Origin of the sequence: Streptomyces sp. NPDC058691, from assembly GCF_042714775.1 — a bacterium.
Taxonomy (GTDB): Bacteria; Actinomycetota; Actinomycetes; order Streptomycetales; family Streptomycetaceae; genus Actinacidiphila.
Window position 1 is genome coordinate 61,591 of the sequence record NZ_JBHXSO010000015.1, and the last position, 13,914, is coordinate 75,504.

Consider the following 13,914-nt stretch of genomic DNA (forward strand, 5'->3'; position numbering starts at 1 on the left):
CGGGATCCCGAACGGCTTCGCCCGTCCGCGAACCGGAGGCACCGGTACCGAATTCGCGCAGGCAGCCGCCTTACAGGGCACGGGAGTTGGTCACGGGGGCAGGACGCCGGCCCGGGTCCCGGCCGGTGAAGGGTTTTCCACAGGCGTGACCCCGCTCTCGACGCGGGACTTACCGGCTGGTTAGGGTGCGCCCACCACGGAGAACCACATCGGAAGGGGATGCCCGTGTCCGCGACGGACGACGAGGCGCTGTTCGTGCTCACGGCGGCGATGCTGACGCCCGCGCAGTTCCCGAGCGTCCTGGCCGACGACTATCCCGCGGCGTGCGCCGGACTCGGCCTCGAAGCGGTCACCGACGGCTACGGCCTGATCTTCGGGCAGGACGGGACCGGCGCCCGGTGGACCGTGGCCGTCAGCGACACGGCCCTCGTGGCGTGTGCCCTGGCCGCATGGGACTGCGGGCTCGAGTACGACCTGTCCCCCGACGAGCACTCGGTGATCGCAGCCCTGCCCGGCTGGCCGCTGCCGGTGGCCGTCGCCGCCCCCGGAGTCGCCGCACCCCACGACCCCGACGAGAAGGAGGCGGGACGCCCGCTCTCGCCGCCGGACAGCGACCAATGGGGGCCGGCGCAGCGGCGTATGGGCGCCGACGAGATCGCCCTTCAGTGGCGCGCCTGGCGTGAGCAGCTGGGCGATCCGGCCGGGTCCGGGGCACCGGAAGCGGCACAGGCCGCGGACGACGAGGGGACGGAGCGGGCCACGCGCACGGGCGGCGGCCTTCATCCCGGCGTACGCCGCGCGCTGACGGCCGCCCAGGAGTACGTGAATACCCCTCCGCCGCCGGGCCGCATTCGGTCGGCGGCGGCCGGGGAGGGCGTTCGCACGCTGCGCGTGGACGGGCCGGACTGGAGCCTGGTGGCCCGCACCGACGACGTCGCCTTCGTGCTGCTGGACGAGGAGCCGGGCGAGGTGCTCCCGGTCGGCCGCGGCCCCGAACTGCCGGGGCTGCTGGAAGCGCTGGACAAGCTGGCCGTCCGGCCCAGCTGAGCCCGCCCGCCCCAGGCCCCCCCGACCCGGCTCAGGCTTCCCGCGGATCCTCGCGCACCTTGTCGGCGACCTTGCGCGCCGCCACCAGCACCGGGTCCCACACCGGCGAGAACGGCGGGGCGTAGCCGAGGTCGAGCGCGGTCACCTGCTCGGCCGTCATGCCCGCGGTCAGGGCCACCGCGCCGATGTCGACCCGCTTGGCCGCGCCTTCGCGCCCGACGATCTGCAGCCCGAGCAGCCGGCCGCTGCCGCGTTCGGCGATCGCCTTGACCGTCATCGGGGCCGCGCCCGGGTAGTAGCCCGCCCGGCTCGTGGACTCCACCACGGCGGTGACGTACTGCAGACCGGCCGCGTCGGCCTGTGACCTCTTGAGCCCGGTGCGGGCGATCTCCAGGTCGCAGACCTTGCTGACGGCCGTGCCGACGACCCCGGGGAAGGTGGCGTAGCCGCCGCCGATGTTCGTGCCGACGACCCGGCCCTGCTTGTTCGCGTGGGTGCCGAGCGGGATGTGCTGCAGCCCCCCGGAGACCAGGTTGAGGACCTCCACGCAGTCGCCCGCCGCCCAGATGCCGTCGGCACCCCGCACCCGCATCGCGCGGTCGGTGAGCAGTCCGCCGTGCTCCCCGAGGGGCAGTCCGGCCTCCCGCGCGAGGCCCGTGTTGGGCGCCACGCCGAGGCCGAGCACGACGACGTCGGCCGGGTACTCGCCCTGGTCGGTGGCCACCGCGCGGACCCGCCCGTCGGCGCCGGTCAGCACCTCACGCACGGCCGAGCCGGTGACGACGTTGACGCCGAGCCCCTCCATGGCCTTGCGCACCAGGTGCCCCATGTCGGGGTCCAGGGTCGACATGGGCTCCTCGGCCCGTTCGAGCAGGGTGACCCGCAGTCCGTGCCGCAGCATGGCCTCGGCCATCTCGACGCCGATGTATCCGCCGCCGACCACGACCGCGTGCCGCGCCTGGGTGTCGTCGAGCGAGCCGAGGATCTCCTCGCCGTCGTCGAGGATCTGCACCCCGTGCACCCCCTCGGCGTCGATACCCGGGATGTCGGGCCGCTTGGGGACCGCCCCGGTGGCGATGACGAGCTGGTCGAACCCGGTCCAGCCCTCCTCGCCGAACATGTCGCGGCTGCGCACGCGGCGCGCGTCCAGGTCGATGTCGAGGACCTCGGTGCCGAGCCGTACCTCGATGTCGCGGGCCTGGTGCTGCTCGGGCGAGCGGGCGATCAGCTGGTCGGGGCCCTCGGTGTCCCCGGCGATCCAGTACGGGATGCCGCACGCCGAGTAGGAGGTGCGGCGGCCGCGTTCGAAGGCGATGATCTCCAGATCGTCCGGGCCCCTCCGCCTGCGTGCCTGGGACGCGGCCGACATGCCCGCCGCGTCACCCCCGATGACCACCAGCCGTTCCGTCATGACCGCAGCGTATGCGCAGCCCCCCGGTATCGTGCGCGGCCACCCCTGTGCCGCACACTTGTACGTCATGGACCTCCAGATCACCGCGACCTCCCCGGAGCATCCGGCGACCCTCCTCGACCTGCCGTGGAACGTGCCCCTGGAGGAGTGGCCCGAGGAGTACCTGGTGGCCCTGCCCCGCGGCATCTCCCGGCACGTGGTGCGCTTCGCGCTCGCCGGGGACGAGGTGGTGGCGGTCAAGGAGGTCGGCGAGTGGGCGGCCGTCCGCGAGTACGGCCTGCTGCGGGACCTCGACCGGATCGGCATCCCCGCGGTGGACCCGCTGGCCGTGGTCACCGGCCGCACGGACGACCGCGGGGAGCCGCTGGAGCCCGTGCTGATCACCCGGCACCTGGGCGGCTCCCAGCCGTACCGCTCGATGTTCGAGACGACGATGCGCCCGGGCACCGTCAACCGCCTGCTCGACGCGCTCGCCGTGCTGCTGGTCCGGCTGCACATCGCGGGCTTCGCCTGGGGTGACTGCTCGCTGTCCAACACCCTGTTCCGGCGCGACGCGGGCGCGTACGCGGCGTATCTGGTGGACGCCGAGACCGGCCAGATCCAGACCGGCCTCTCGCGCGGCCAGCGCGAGTACGACATCGAGGTGGCCCGGGTGAACATCGCGGGCGAGCTGATGGACCTGGAGGCGGGCGGCTCCCTGCACCCCTCCGTGGACCCGGTCACCTTCGGCCAGGCCATCGCCGATCGCTACGACGAACTGTGGCACGAGCTCACCCGCGAGTCGGTCTACCCGGTGACCAAGCGGCACTACATCGACCGGCGCATCCGCCGGCTCAACGAACTCGGCTTCGACGTGGCCGAGATGCAGATCCAGAAGTCGCCGGACGGGGACCATGTGACCTTCCTGCCCAAGGTCGTCGACGCCGGCCACCACCAGCGCCAGTTGCTCCGCCTCACCGGACTCGACGCCGAGGAGAACCAGGCCCGCAGTCTCCTCAACGACCTGGAGACCTGGATGGCCACCCAGGACGACTACGCCCCCGGCGACCCGCTCGGCGCCCGTCCCGAGGTGCTGGCCCACCGCTGGGTCCGCGACGTCTTCCGCCCGACCGTCCGCGCCGTCCCGCGCGAGCTGCGCCGCGGCATGGACACCGCGCAGGTCTACCACGAGCTTCTGGAGCACCGCTGGTTCATGTCCGAGCGTGCGCAGCGCGACGTCGGGCTGGACGCCGCGGTCGAGGACTACGTGCACAATGTGCTGCTGCAGTCGCCGCAGGCGCCTTCGGTACCCCTGCCGCCGGACTAGTCGGCAGGGGTACCGGCCGCCCCGCGCCCGTGGCTAGAGCGGGCGCCTGAGCTCCGCGACGAGCGCCGCCTCCGCGACATCCGGGTCGGCATGCGCCTTGAGGGCGTCCAGTTCGGCCGGCCACGGTCCCGTCCACCCGGTGGCCTCGCCGCCCGCGCGTACAAGGAGCACCGCGATCAGCCCGGCCAGTGTGCCGGGACGCCGGCCCAGGGCACGGGCCACGTCAAGAGCGGCTTGGAGGGGCCGGCCGTCGTCGGCGCCGTTCATCGCAAAGGGCCGGTCGTCGAGGGACAGCACATACGGGTGCCGCTCGACGAGCCGTAGGCAGCGGTCCCACCGCTCCGCCGCGGTGTCCCCTTCGCGCAACGCCGCGATCGCGGCGTCGAAAGCCGCACGGGCGGCGGCGCGGCCCAGTCCCGCCTGTTCCAGTGCGTCCGCGTACGCGACGTCCACCACTGCGGAACGCTGGTGGCGATTCGCCGCGAGACGGTCGAGGAGGCGCAACTCCGCCCGGCCGCCCGCCAGAGCGCCGAGCGCGTCGCGAAGCGCGGCGGCGGCCGCCCCGGACCGCGCCGCCGCCCCGGAAAGCGCGTACCCGGCGGTGTACCGCTCGTCATGGGGCCGTGCCGGGTCGGACAGCGCCGCGGCCAGCGCTCCGGCGACCACCTCGTCCGCGCCGTGATCGCGGACCACCGCGCCCAGTGCGCCGCAGGCGGCCTCCACGACGTCCGTGTCGCCGCCGTCGCGCACCAGGGCCGCCAGGAAGTGCGCGTGGACATCCGCACCGGCCGGGACGGTGTCCCGGCGGCCGCCGATGACGGCCTGGCGCACCGCCGCGTGCCCCATCCGGGCCCGCAGGCGGGCGGCGATCCCGGGTCGGTCCAGGGCCGCGGTCAGTGGCACGGCCAGCACGGCGAGCACATCGTGGTGCTGGCCAGGCACGTCCCACGCGGCCAGCAGGGCGCCGAACGCCTGCTCGCCGGGGCGTTCGCCCAGGGCCCGCGCAGCCTCCTTCCGCGAGCCGACGGGCGCCCGCGGGTCACGGGCGATCCCGCCGAGCCATTCGACCGCCTCCGCGTCGGGAATTCCGTCGAGGAGACGGCGCAGCGCCCCCATCGCGGCCCGGCCGCGCACACCGCCCATGGCGGCGTGCTCCAGCAGCGGGCCGAGCACGGTGCGGTCGGCCATCCGGCCGAGCGAGGCCAGGGCGGCTGCAACGACGGGCTGCGGGACCTCTCCCTCCACGAGCCGCCGCAGGGCCGCGGCGTCGCGCAACTGGGACGCCGCGCCGGAGCGTTGCCTCAGCGGCAGGTCCTCGTCGGTTGCCACGCGCTCCAAGTGCCGTGCGATCAGGGCCCGCTGTGCGGGCAGCCAGCGCCCTTCGGCGGTCGCGGACGTACCGGGTACCCACGGCGGCGCGGTGGCGGCCGCGGGCAAGCGTTCCAGCAGGTCGGTGCGGCGCCGCGTCACCGTTTCCTCCAGGTACGGGACCGCGCTGAACGGCCTGCCGGATGCGAGAAGTTCTCCGGCACGCGCCTCCCGTGTCGCGGGGTCGGCGAGCCAGACCCCGGCGGCGCGTGCGGCGACGGCGGGATCGTCGCTCTCCAGGGCCGTACGGGCGAGGAGTCCGTCGCAGCCGGGCAGTGCGGCCACGTGACGCTCCAGGAGTGCGGCGATGCCGAGCGCACTCCGGACGCCGGCGCCCTGACGGCCCGCGGCCCAGATCGCCCGGGCGGCGGACCGGTCGACGTCCAGGAGCGTCCCGCGGCCCGGGAACCGGGGGTCGGCGACGACCTGGGCGAGCAACAGCGCGACTGCCGCGGCGCGTTCGTGGTCACGGCGCGTCGCGGCCGCCACGGCCACCCGCCGCAGCAGCCGTTCGGCGGCCTGGAGGGTGTACGCGGTCGAGTCGTGGGACTGGACGGCGGTCAGGGCCGCGTCACGCAATGCCGCGTATGGGACGGCCGCGAGCAGCCGGGCCGGTCCGGTGGCCGCCTGCTCCAGGGCCGCCTGGCGTACGACGTTCTGGTCGTGCCAGGCGCGCTCACAGGTGGTGAAGACGCGGGCGTACTCAGTGGGGTCGCCGTACTGCGCCGCGGCGGCGAGGAGTCCCGGCCAGGCCGAGCGCCGCTGGTGGACGTTGAAGTCGTCGGCCAGGCCGCGGTACAGGGGTTCGGCCTCGGCCGGTGGAAGGAGGACGCCGAAGCGCAGCCGGACGGCGCGCTCGCGCCCCGTACCGGCCGGCAGGTCCCGGAGGAACTCGGCGCGGTCCTCGGGCTCCAGCGCGGCGACCGCGCTGACCGGCACCTTGTGCCGGTTTCCTTCGGGCACGCGTTCCCGCACCAGACGGACGCGCGTGCCAGGGGCGACGAGTGCCAGCAGGGGGTCGGCGGTGACGGGCTCGGCCAGGTCCCGGTGCTCGTCGTCCTGGGTGCGGCACACCGCGGCGAGTGCGGCCAGTTCCTCCGGGAGCAGCGCGCGCAGTGCGCGACGGACGCTCTTCGGAAACGGTCCGTCGGGGAGCGGCAGTTCCGTGATGCCCGCGCGGCGGACGGCGGCGAGCAGGTCCCGGGGCCGGCGCAGTGCGGCCACCACCGCCTCGCCGGTCACGAGGCGCGGCGCCTTCTCGGCGAGGAGCAGCGCGGCTGCGGGGTCCCGTCGGGCCACGGACTCCACCAGGTCCAGATGGCGGTGGACGAGCCGGTACCACGCGACGGTGCCCTGGGCCCGTGCGGCGGCGCGGACGAGGTGTTCGGCGACCGCCGGCGGCGCGGTGCGGGCGAGCGACGCCAGCGCGCCGTCGGGTGCGCCGAGCCGGGGCAGCCACTCCCCCGCCGTGCCGGCGGGGCAGGCGGGCAGCAGTTGTGCCGCCTCCGCGTCCCCGTACCGCTCGCGGACCTCCGGGAGCAGCCGTGCGGCGAGCTCACGGCGCCGGGACAGCCGCAGGACGCGGTATGCGTCACGTCGCACGCCGCGAACGTCGCTCACCGCGAGCCGCGCCAACGCGGCGTCGGGAACGGGCAGCCGGACGGCGGCCGCCAGGGCTCGGCGGCGCAGCAGGGGATCGTCGAGCGGCCGCGGTCACGGCGTCGATGTCGCGGCGGACGACGGCGAGGAAGAGCGCGAGATGCCGCTCGTCGGGATTCCCGTTCGCGAGGGCGGCGCGGGCGGCGCGATAGCCGTCCTCGTTGAGGGAGCGCGCGTGTTCCGCGATGGCCCGCATCCGGGCCGGGAAAGGAAGATGGTCGAAGTGCGTGTACAGAGTGCGGACTTCTCCTCGGGAGTTCTCCTGGACAGGGGTGATCGTCCCCGTCGCCCCCGGGTGCCGCAAGTGAATTACGCCCCCGGTGCCCCGGATCGGCCGCGTCTCGCGGAGATCGTGAGCCGCACATAGTCAACGACCGGCTCCGGCAGGCGCTGCGCCACGGCCCGGACGAAGGCCTGGTGCTCGTCCTCGGGAAGGCGTTCCAGTTGCCCGCCCAGGACGACCACGGCCAGGTAGGTGAGGAGTTGGTCCCCAGCCACCAGGCGTGCGGGATCCGGCACGAGGGCCACGTCGACGTCGGTGAACCCGGCTTCGCGCAGCCGCTGTTCGGTGTCGGCGACGCCGGCGAAATGCCAGACGGCGGGCTGTGCGCCGAGGACGTCTTCGACAGCCGCGGAGACCTGGGCGATGTTGCCGAGTCCGCCGCATTCGGCGACAAAGGTGCCGCCCGGACGCAGGACGCGGGCGATTTCGCCGAAGATCGCGGTGTGGTCGGGGATCCAGTGAAGGGTGGCGACGCTGACGACGGCGTCCACCGGCTCGCGCAGGGGCAGCCCGCGCGTGATGTCGGCGTGGACGGCCTCGACCCGGTCCATGCGTCCGGCCAGGCGCCGCCGCAGCCGGTCGAGCATCCGCAGTGAGCCGTCGACGGCCACGACGTGCCCGTCCGGGAGGAGGTCCAGCAGCGCGGCGGTGTCGCGGCCGGTGCCGCAGCCCAGATCGAGTACCCGTTCGTCACCGCGCGGGCCGGACGCGGCGAGCCGGCCGAGCGTCCGCCTCCCCCACTGCTCGTGTGGCAGCGGAAGCGCGTCGTAGGTGGTGGCGTCCCATTCCCTCGGCATGCCCTCACACTAGACAGCCCGTCCACCAGATGATACCCAGTGTCTCACATGGTGAACGAAAAGGGAGCGGGCATGTCCGTGATCGAGGTGCGTCCCATCGGACGGGTGAGCGGAGGTCGCGCCGTAGTCGAGGACGACGACTGGGGCGGGGTGGAGGCGGTGATCCGGCTGGACGAGGGACGTTTCGGACCTGAGGCGCTGTTCGGACTCGAGGCCTTCTCGCACCTGGAGGTCGTCTATCGCTTCGACCGCGTGCCGCCGGAGCGGGAGCAGACCGGTGCGCGCCATCCGCGCGGCAACACCGAGTGGCCGCTCACGGGCATCTTCGCGCAGCGCGGCAAGGACCGGCCGAACCGGCTGGGTGTCTCGCGCTGCGAGCTGCTGCGCGTCAAGGGACTGGACGTCCACGTGAGGGGTCTGGACGCCGTGGACGGCACTCCGGTGCTCGACATCAAACCGTGGATGACCGGGTTCGGCCCGCGGGGCGAGGTCGTGGAACCGGCATGGGCCGGAGAGTTGATGCGCCGCTACTACTGACAGCGGGCGGGCCGCGGGCGGCATCCGGGTGAGGCGGCGGCGGCGCGCGGCGTGTCCTCTCCGATCGGTCCGGGCATATGAGCTGATGTTCCTCTATGCAGTCAAGGCATGCGGCCACGGGCTCGCACCACGGAACCCGCGGCTCGCGCCCAGGGCCGGACGGGCCGCACCGCCACCGGGCCGTACGGCGTTCGCGCCGTACAGCGACCGTCCTGGTGCTCGGCACCGGAGCGGTGGGCTTCGCCGCCATGACGGCGTGGGGCGTGCACCGTGCCGTCGTCCACTCCCCCTCGCCCGTCCTGTACGCCCGCCCGGCCCCGACCCCGCAGGTGCAGCCGTTCCCCAACCTCGCCGACCGCGTCACCATGCACCGGGTCCCGGCCTACCCGGCCTCCGAGCCGCGGATCGTCACCCGGGCCTCCTGGGGGGCGGACGAGTCGCTGCGCCACGAGGCACCCCACTACGGCCACGTGGTGGAGGCGGTCTTCCTGCACCACACCGACAGCGGCAACGGCTACGCCTGCAAGGACGTGCCGCGCATCATCCGGAACATCTACACCGGCCATGTGCGCGGCAAGCACTGGGACGACGTCGCCTACAACTTCTTCGTCGACAAGTGCGGCACGATCTACGAGGGCCGGGCCGGCGGCCTGGCCAAGCCGGTGACCGGCGCCCACGCGGTCGGCTTCAACGAGGACACGATCGGCGTCGCGGCGGTCGGCACCTTCGACGCCCCGGGCAGCGTGACGCACGCGATGACCGAGGGGATCGCCCGGCTCGCGGCCTGGAAGCTCGGGATCTCCGGCATCGACCCGCGTTCCAAGGTCACCCTGGTGTCCAGCAATGACGACAGCCGCTTCCGCAAAGGGAAGCACGCGGTGTTCCACGTCATCGCGGGTCACCGGGACGCCTTCATGACCGACTGCCCCGGCAACGCCCTGTACGCCGCCCTGCCGGCGATCCGCGCCGAGGCCGCCCGGCTGCAGGGCCGGCCGCAGGCGCGCAAGGGCTGAACGAGCCGAGCGCCCACCAGGCAGTACGGCTATGGCCGGCCGAACGTGAGCGCCAGCAGCGCGACGTCGTCGCCGACCACGCCCGCGTAGCCGATCAGGTCCTCCCAGACCGCGTCGACCACCTCGCGCGGCGAGGGATCCGCTCCCCGGGCCAGCCGCGCGGCCAGCCGGCCGGCGAGCGGATAGAAGACCCCGGACGCGTTCCTGGCCTCCGTCACACCGTCGGTGTAGGCCAGGATCATGTCGCCGGGCCGCAGCCCCACTTCCGCCGTCACGGGCCGGGGCAGGCCCGGCAGTCCGGTGCCCAGCGGTGGCGCGGGGTCGGCCGTCAGCTCCGCCACCGCGCCGTCGCGCAGCAGCAGCGCCGGCGGGTGACCGTGACAGGCCAGCCGCACCACCGATCCGCCCTCGGGGAACTCCAGCAGCAGCGCCGTCGCGAACAACTCGCCGTTCGCGTCGGCGTCCAGCAGCAGGCGCCGCTCCAGACGCCCGGCGACGCTCCTCAGGTCCGGCTGGTCGAGAGCCGCCTCGCGAAAGGCGCCGAGCAGGGACGCGACGGTGGACACCGCGGCGAGTCCGTGGCCCTGCACGTCCGCGATCAGCGCCCGCACGCCATGGGGTCCGTCCCGTACGTCGAACAGGTCGCCGCCCACCAGGGTGCCGCGCTGCGCCGCCCGGTACAGCGCCGCGCAGTGCACCGCACCCACCTTGGGCGGCACGGGGGCCAGCACGGCGTGCTGGGCGGCTTCAGCGACCGAGCCGGCCTCCACCAGGCGCCCCCGGGACCGCTGGCCCACTCCGGCGATCACCACACTGAGGGCACCGATCAGCACGACGGCGCCCAGTTCGGCGCCGGCGAGACTGCCAGAGCCGACGACCGGGAGCATCATCACCACGACCACGGCGACCGCGGTGACGGCCGTGCCCAGGACTCCGTAAGTGAGGGCGGCCAGCGGGGAGACCGCCGCGTAGTAGGCGCCCAGTTCCACGTCGCCGGGTGTGACGCCCTGCGCCACGATCAGGGCGGCCAGCAGGAGGACCGGCAGCAGGCGCAGCCACCGGGGCAGCGTGGCGACCTGCACTGTGCCGCCCTCGGCGGGAACCGTCCCCATAGAGGCACGGTAACCGCGCAGGGCCGCGGCCGCCGGATCAGCGGGCGGCGGCCGCCTCGGCGGCCACGAGGTCCGGGTGGTGCCGCCGGGCGACCTCGGGGTGGGCGCGCAGCCATCCCTTGAGCTCGTTGCGCCCGTACTCGGCGAACAGCGGATTCGCCGGGTCCTGGGTGGCGCCCGGGGCGTGCTGAGCGTGCGCGAAGGGCAGCGGGGCGATGCGCGCGTCGAGCCGCGGGTTGTAGAAGAAGGGCACGGAGAAGCGCTCGCGCGCCCCGGGCGGGCTGACGACGCGGTGGTTGGTGGCCTTGAGCCAGCCGTCGGTGGCGACCTCCAGCAGTTCGCCGAGGTTGACGACGAAGGCGCCCGGCAGCGGCGGGACGTCGTGGAACCGGCCGTCGGAGCGCTCCACCTCGAGGCCGCCGACCTCGTCCTGGAGCAGCAGGGTCAGGAAACCGTAGTCCTTGTGCGCGCCGACGCCCTGGCCGTCGCCGGTGGGGGCGGTGCCGGGGTAGCGGACCAGCTTCAGGTGCAGGTGCGGTTCGTCGGCGAAGGCGGCGTCGTAGAAGTCCTCGGGGGCGCCGATGGAGGCCAGCAGCTCGTGCAGCAGGCGGTGCGCGATGCCGCTGAGCCGGTCGATCCAGCGCAGGGAGAGCTCGCGCAGCTCGGGGAGGCCGGCGGGCCACTGGTTGGGGCCTTCGAGCCACCAGTACGGGGCTTCGCCGGGTGCGGGAGCGTGCCGGGGCCGCTCGGCGCCGATGTCGAGCTGGTCCCGCCAGTCCTGGCTGCCGCCGGTGCGCTCGTCGCCGATGCGGGTGTAGCCGCGGAAGTGGGGGGAGTTGAGGTTGCCGAGGGCGAGCCGGTCCGCCTCGGGGAGGGCGAAGAACGCGCGGATCACGCGCATCAGCGCGGCCGTCTCCTCGGCGGTGACGCCGTGGCCGGTCAGCTGGAAGAAGCCGACGTCGTGGGCGGCGGCGTGCAGTTCGCGGTGGAGCCGGGCGCGGGCGTCGGGGCCGCGGTCGGCGGCCGACAGGTCGATCACGGGGAGCTGGAGCGTCATGTGTCTTTCCGCAGTGTGTGTCCCGGCAGCGGCGGCGGTGGCCGAACGCTCCGCGCGGGGCCCTGTTGGGGCGGCGGCGCGGGGCCGGGTGAAGGAGGGGGAAAAGAAGCGGGTGCCGGGGCTCAGCCGCTGCGGCGACAGGACATGCTCGTGACGCGGACGAAGTCCACGTGTCGGCGGCGCACGAGCAGAAGCATGGGCCAAGGGTACTGCTCCGGGCGACGACGCTCCGTGACCCATGTCACCCGGGCCCATGGGCGGGGCCGCGCGGACGTGGGGCGACGCCATGGCCCGGGCGTGCGGCGGCGGCCACGATGTGGCGGCAACCGACCCCGACGCGCCCTGGAGGCACCATGCGCCCCTGGAGAGGCCTCACCAGAGGTGTCCCGAAGAGTGTTCCCCTGCTCGCCGCCGCGGCCCTCGTACTGGGCGCCACCGCGGTGCCCGCGGGGGCGCGGACCGCGACCGCCGGCCACTGCGCGCGGCTGGACCGGGTGGTGGTGCCCGGCGCCGCCCTCGCGCAGCGCACCTGCCTGCCGGACCTGACGACGACCGCGCTGGCGGGCACTCCGTACACCGATTCCGCCGACCAGGCGGGGCTGTCCGCCGCGGGCACCGTGCGCCCCTCGGGCGTGCCCGGAGTCCAGGTCGACGGCTACTTCCCGGACAGCTCGGGCTTCAACACCACGCACGGCTGGAACCACGACGCGCAGTTCGTGCTGCGGATGCCGGACCGCTGGAACGGCGGCCTGATCGTCACGGGCGCGCCCGGCACCCGCAAGCAGTACTCGCTCGACGTGCTCATCTCCGACTGGGCGGTCGCGCAGGGCTACGCCTTCGCCGCGACCGACAAGGGCAACAGCGGACCGGACTTCTATACCGACGGCCGCCGTCCCGGGGACGCGATCGCCGAGTGGAACCGGCGCACGACCCAGCTCACCGTGGCCGCCAAGGCCGCCGTCGCCCACCGGTACGGCCACGCGCCGCGCCGCACCTACATGACCGGGATCTCCAACGGCGGCTACCTCACCCGGTGGCAGCTGGAGAACCATCCGGCGCTCTACGACGGCGGCGTGGACTGGGAGGGCACCCTCTGGACGGCGGACGGCCCCAACCTGCTCACGTCGCTGCCCGTGACGGTGGCCCGCGCCCAGGGCCGGGCGACCGACGCGGACCTGCTCGCGGCCGGTTTCGCGCCGGGATCGGAATTCCTGTGGCCCTACCACCAGCAGGCGTACTGGGGCATCACGCAAAAAACCTATCGAGCCGAATTCGACCCCTCCTACGACCCCGCGTGCCCGGGGGCGAGCGCCGGTGCGACCGTTCCCGAGATCCTCGCCCCCTGTGCCTCGGACGCGGACTACGACTACGCCACGCGGCCCGCCTCGGTGCACCGCGCCGTCGCCCGGGTCGCGCTCACCGGCCGGATCGGCAAACCGATGATCACCCTCCACGGCACCCTGGACACGCTCCTGCCGATCGCGGCCGACTCCGACGCCTACGACCGCATGATCGACGGTGCCGGGCGCGGCCGCCTGCACCGCTACTACCGGGTGGCGGGCGGGAACCACGTGGACGGCCTGTACGACTCCTATCCGGACCGGCTGCGGCCGGTCCTGCCCTGCTACCGGGAGGCGCTGGGCGCACTGACGGCCTGGGTGGAGGACGGGCGCACGCCGCCGGGTGACCGAACGGTGCCGCGCCCTGCGGGCGGCGACGTGGTCAACTCCTGCGCGCTTGGCTGATCAGACCCGTTCCAGCCGGCGGTGCGGCCCCTCGGGCAGCTCGACGCCGACCCGGTCCCCGGGCCGCACCTCGCCGCCGGTCAGCACGACGCCCATGACGCCGCCCTTGCGGACGACCGCGCCGTGCTCGTCGCGGCCGACGACCTGCTTGAGCAACCCGCTGCGGAACGCCTCGATCTGCAGGCACGGATTGCGCAGCCCGGTGACCTCGACGACCGCCTCGGCTCCCAGCCGCAGCCGGGTGCCGACGGGCAGGCCGAGCAGGTCGATGCCGCGGGTGGTGACGTTCTCGCCGAGCTCGCCGGGGGTGACCTCGTATCCCGCCGCCCGCAGTTCGTCGTGGAGTTCGCCGTGGATCAGGTGGACCTGACGCAGGTTCGGCTGCGTCGGGTCCTGCGCCACCCGCGAACGGTGCTGCACCGTCACCCCGAGATGCGCGTCGCCCTCGACCCCGAGCCCGGTCAGCAGGCGGATGCTCTCGTGCGTCGGCTTGCTGAAGTGGTGTCCCTCGTCGCGACTGACGGCGATCACAGTGGCGGTGACTGTGGCGGTCACGGAACGCGCTCCCCTCGTCCGGGC

General features: G+C 74.2%; 11 protein-coding genes. 5 read left to right on the forward strand and 6 right to left on the reverse strand.

What is annotated here, in order from left to right; translation table 11 throughout:
- Positions 1-219: 219 nt before the first annotated feature.
- The gene (locus ACFWVC_RS13090; RefSeq protein ID WP_384283493.1) at positions 220-1,047 is read left to right on the forward strand and encodes a hypothetical protein; all 828 of its coding nucleotides are present in this window, start codon (positions 220-222) and stop codon (positions 1,045-1,047) included.
- A gap of 31 nt (positions 1,048-1,078) precedes the next feature.
- On the opposite strand, the gene ACFWVC_RS13095 is transcribed toward ACFWVC_RS13090, so the two are convergent.
- The gene (locus tag ACFWVC_RS13095) at positions 1,079-2,458 is read right to left on the reverse strand and encodes an FAD-dependent oxidoreductase (protein ID WP_384283495.1); all 1,380 of its coding nucleotides are present in this window, start codon (positions 2,456-2,458) and stop codon (positions 1,079-1,081) included.
- A gap of 67 nt (positions 2,459-2,525) precedes the next feature.
- Here ACFWVC_RS13095 and ACFWVC_RS13100 point away from each other — a divergent pair, with 67 nt between their 5' ends.
- On the forward strand, positions 2,526-3,764 hold the full coding sequence (locus tag ACFWVC_RS13100; protein ID WP_384283498.1) for a DUF4032 domain-containing protein: 1,239 nt from the start codon (positions 2,526-2,528) through the stop codon (positions 3,762-3,764).
- Between the two features lie 33 nt (positions 3,765-3,797).
- Here the strand turns inward: ACFWVC_RS13100 and ACFWVC_RS13105 are convergent, their stop codons facing one another.
- Together ACFWVC_RS13105 and ACFWVC_RS13110 are read right to left on the reverse strand one after the other, a co-directional pair.
- Complete coding sequence (locus ACFWVC_RS13105) at positions 3,798-6,734, reverse strand: hypothetical protein (RefSeq protein ID WP_384283501.1); 2,937 nt, start codon at positions 6,732-6,734, stop codon at positions 3,798-3,800.
- Positions 6,735-7,100: 366 nt separating this feature from the next.
- Complete coding sequence (locus ACFWVC_RS13110; protein WP_384283503.1) at positions 7,101-7,871, reverse strand: class I SAM-dependent methyltransferase; 771 nt, start codon at positions 7,869-7,871, stop codon at positions 7,101-7,103.
- A 72-nt stretch (positions 7,872-7,943) separates the two neighbouring features.
- Between ACFWVC_RS13110 and ACFWVC_RS13115 the strand changes: the two genes are divergently transcribed.
- Positions 7,944-8,408 (forward strand): SAM-dependent methyltransferase, encoded by a 465-nt coding sequence (locus ACFWVC_RS13115; RefSeq protein WP_384283506.1) that lies wholly within the window; start codon positions 7,944-7,946, stop codon positions 8,406-8,408.
- A gap of 95 nt (positions 8,409-8,503) precedes the next feature.
- Positions 8,504-9,421, forward strand: a complete 918-nt coding sequence (locus ACFWVC_RS13120) for a peptidoglycan recognition protein (RefSeq protein WP_384283508.1) — start codon at positions 8,504-8,506, stop codon at positions 9,419-9,421.
- 29 nt (positions 9,422-9,450) lie between these two features.
- On the opposite strand, the gene ACFWVC_RS13125 is transcribed toward ACFWVC_RS13120, so the two are convergent.
- Positions 9,451-10,533: a PP2C family protein-serine/threonine phosphatase gene (locus ACFWVC_RS13125; protein ID WP_384283511.1), complete on the reverse strand. Its 1,083-nt coding sequence runs from the start codon at positions 10,531-10,533 to the stop codon at positions 9,451-9,453.
- Positions 10,534-10,570: 37 nt separating this feature from the next.
- A complete protein-coding gene (locus ACFWVC_RS13130) occupies positions 10,571-11,590 on the reverse strand; it encodes an isopenicillin N synthase family dioxygenase (protein WP_384283514.1) in 1,020 nt (339 codons plus the stop codon).
- A gap of 353 nt (positions 11,591-11,943) precedes the next feature.
- Between ACFWVC_RS13130 and ACFWVC_RS13135 the strand changes: the two genes are divergently transcribed.
- Complete coding sequence (locus ACFWVC_RS13135; RefSeq protein WP_384283517.1) at positions 11,944-13,335, forward strand: tannase/feruloyl esterase family alpha/beta hydrolase; 1,392 nt, start codon at positions 11,944-11,946, stop codon at positions 13,333-13,335.
- Here the strand turns inward: ACFWVC_RS13135 and ACFWVC_RS13140 are convergent, their stop codons facing one another.
- On the reverse strand, positions 13,336-13,866 hold the full coding sequence (locus ACFWVC_RS13140) for an MOSC domain-containing protein (protein WP_384283733.1): 531 nt from the start codon (positions 13,864-13,866) through the stop codon (positions 13,336-13,338).
- Positions 13,867-13,914: the final 48 nt, after the last annotated feature.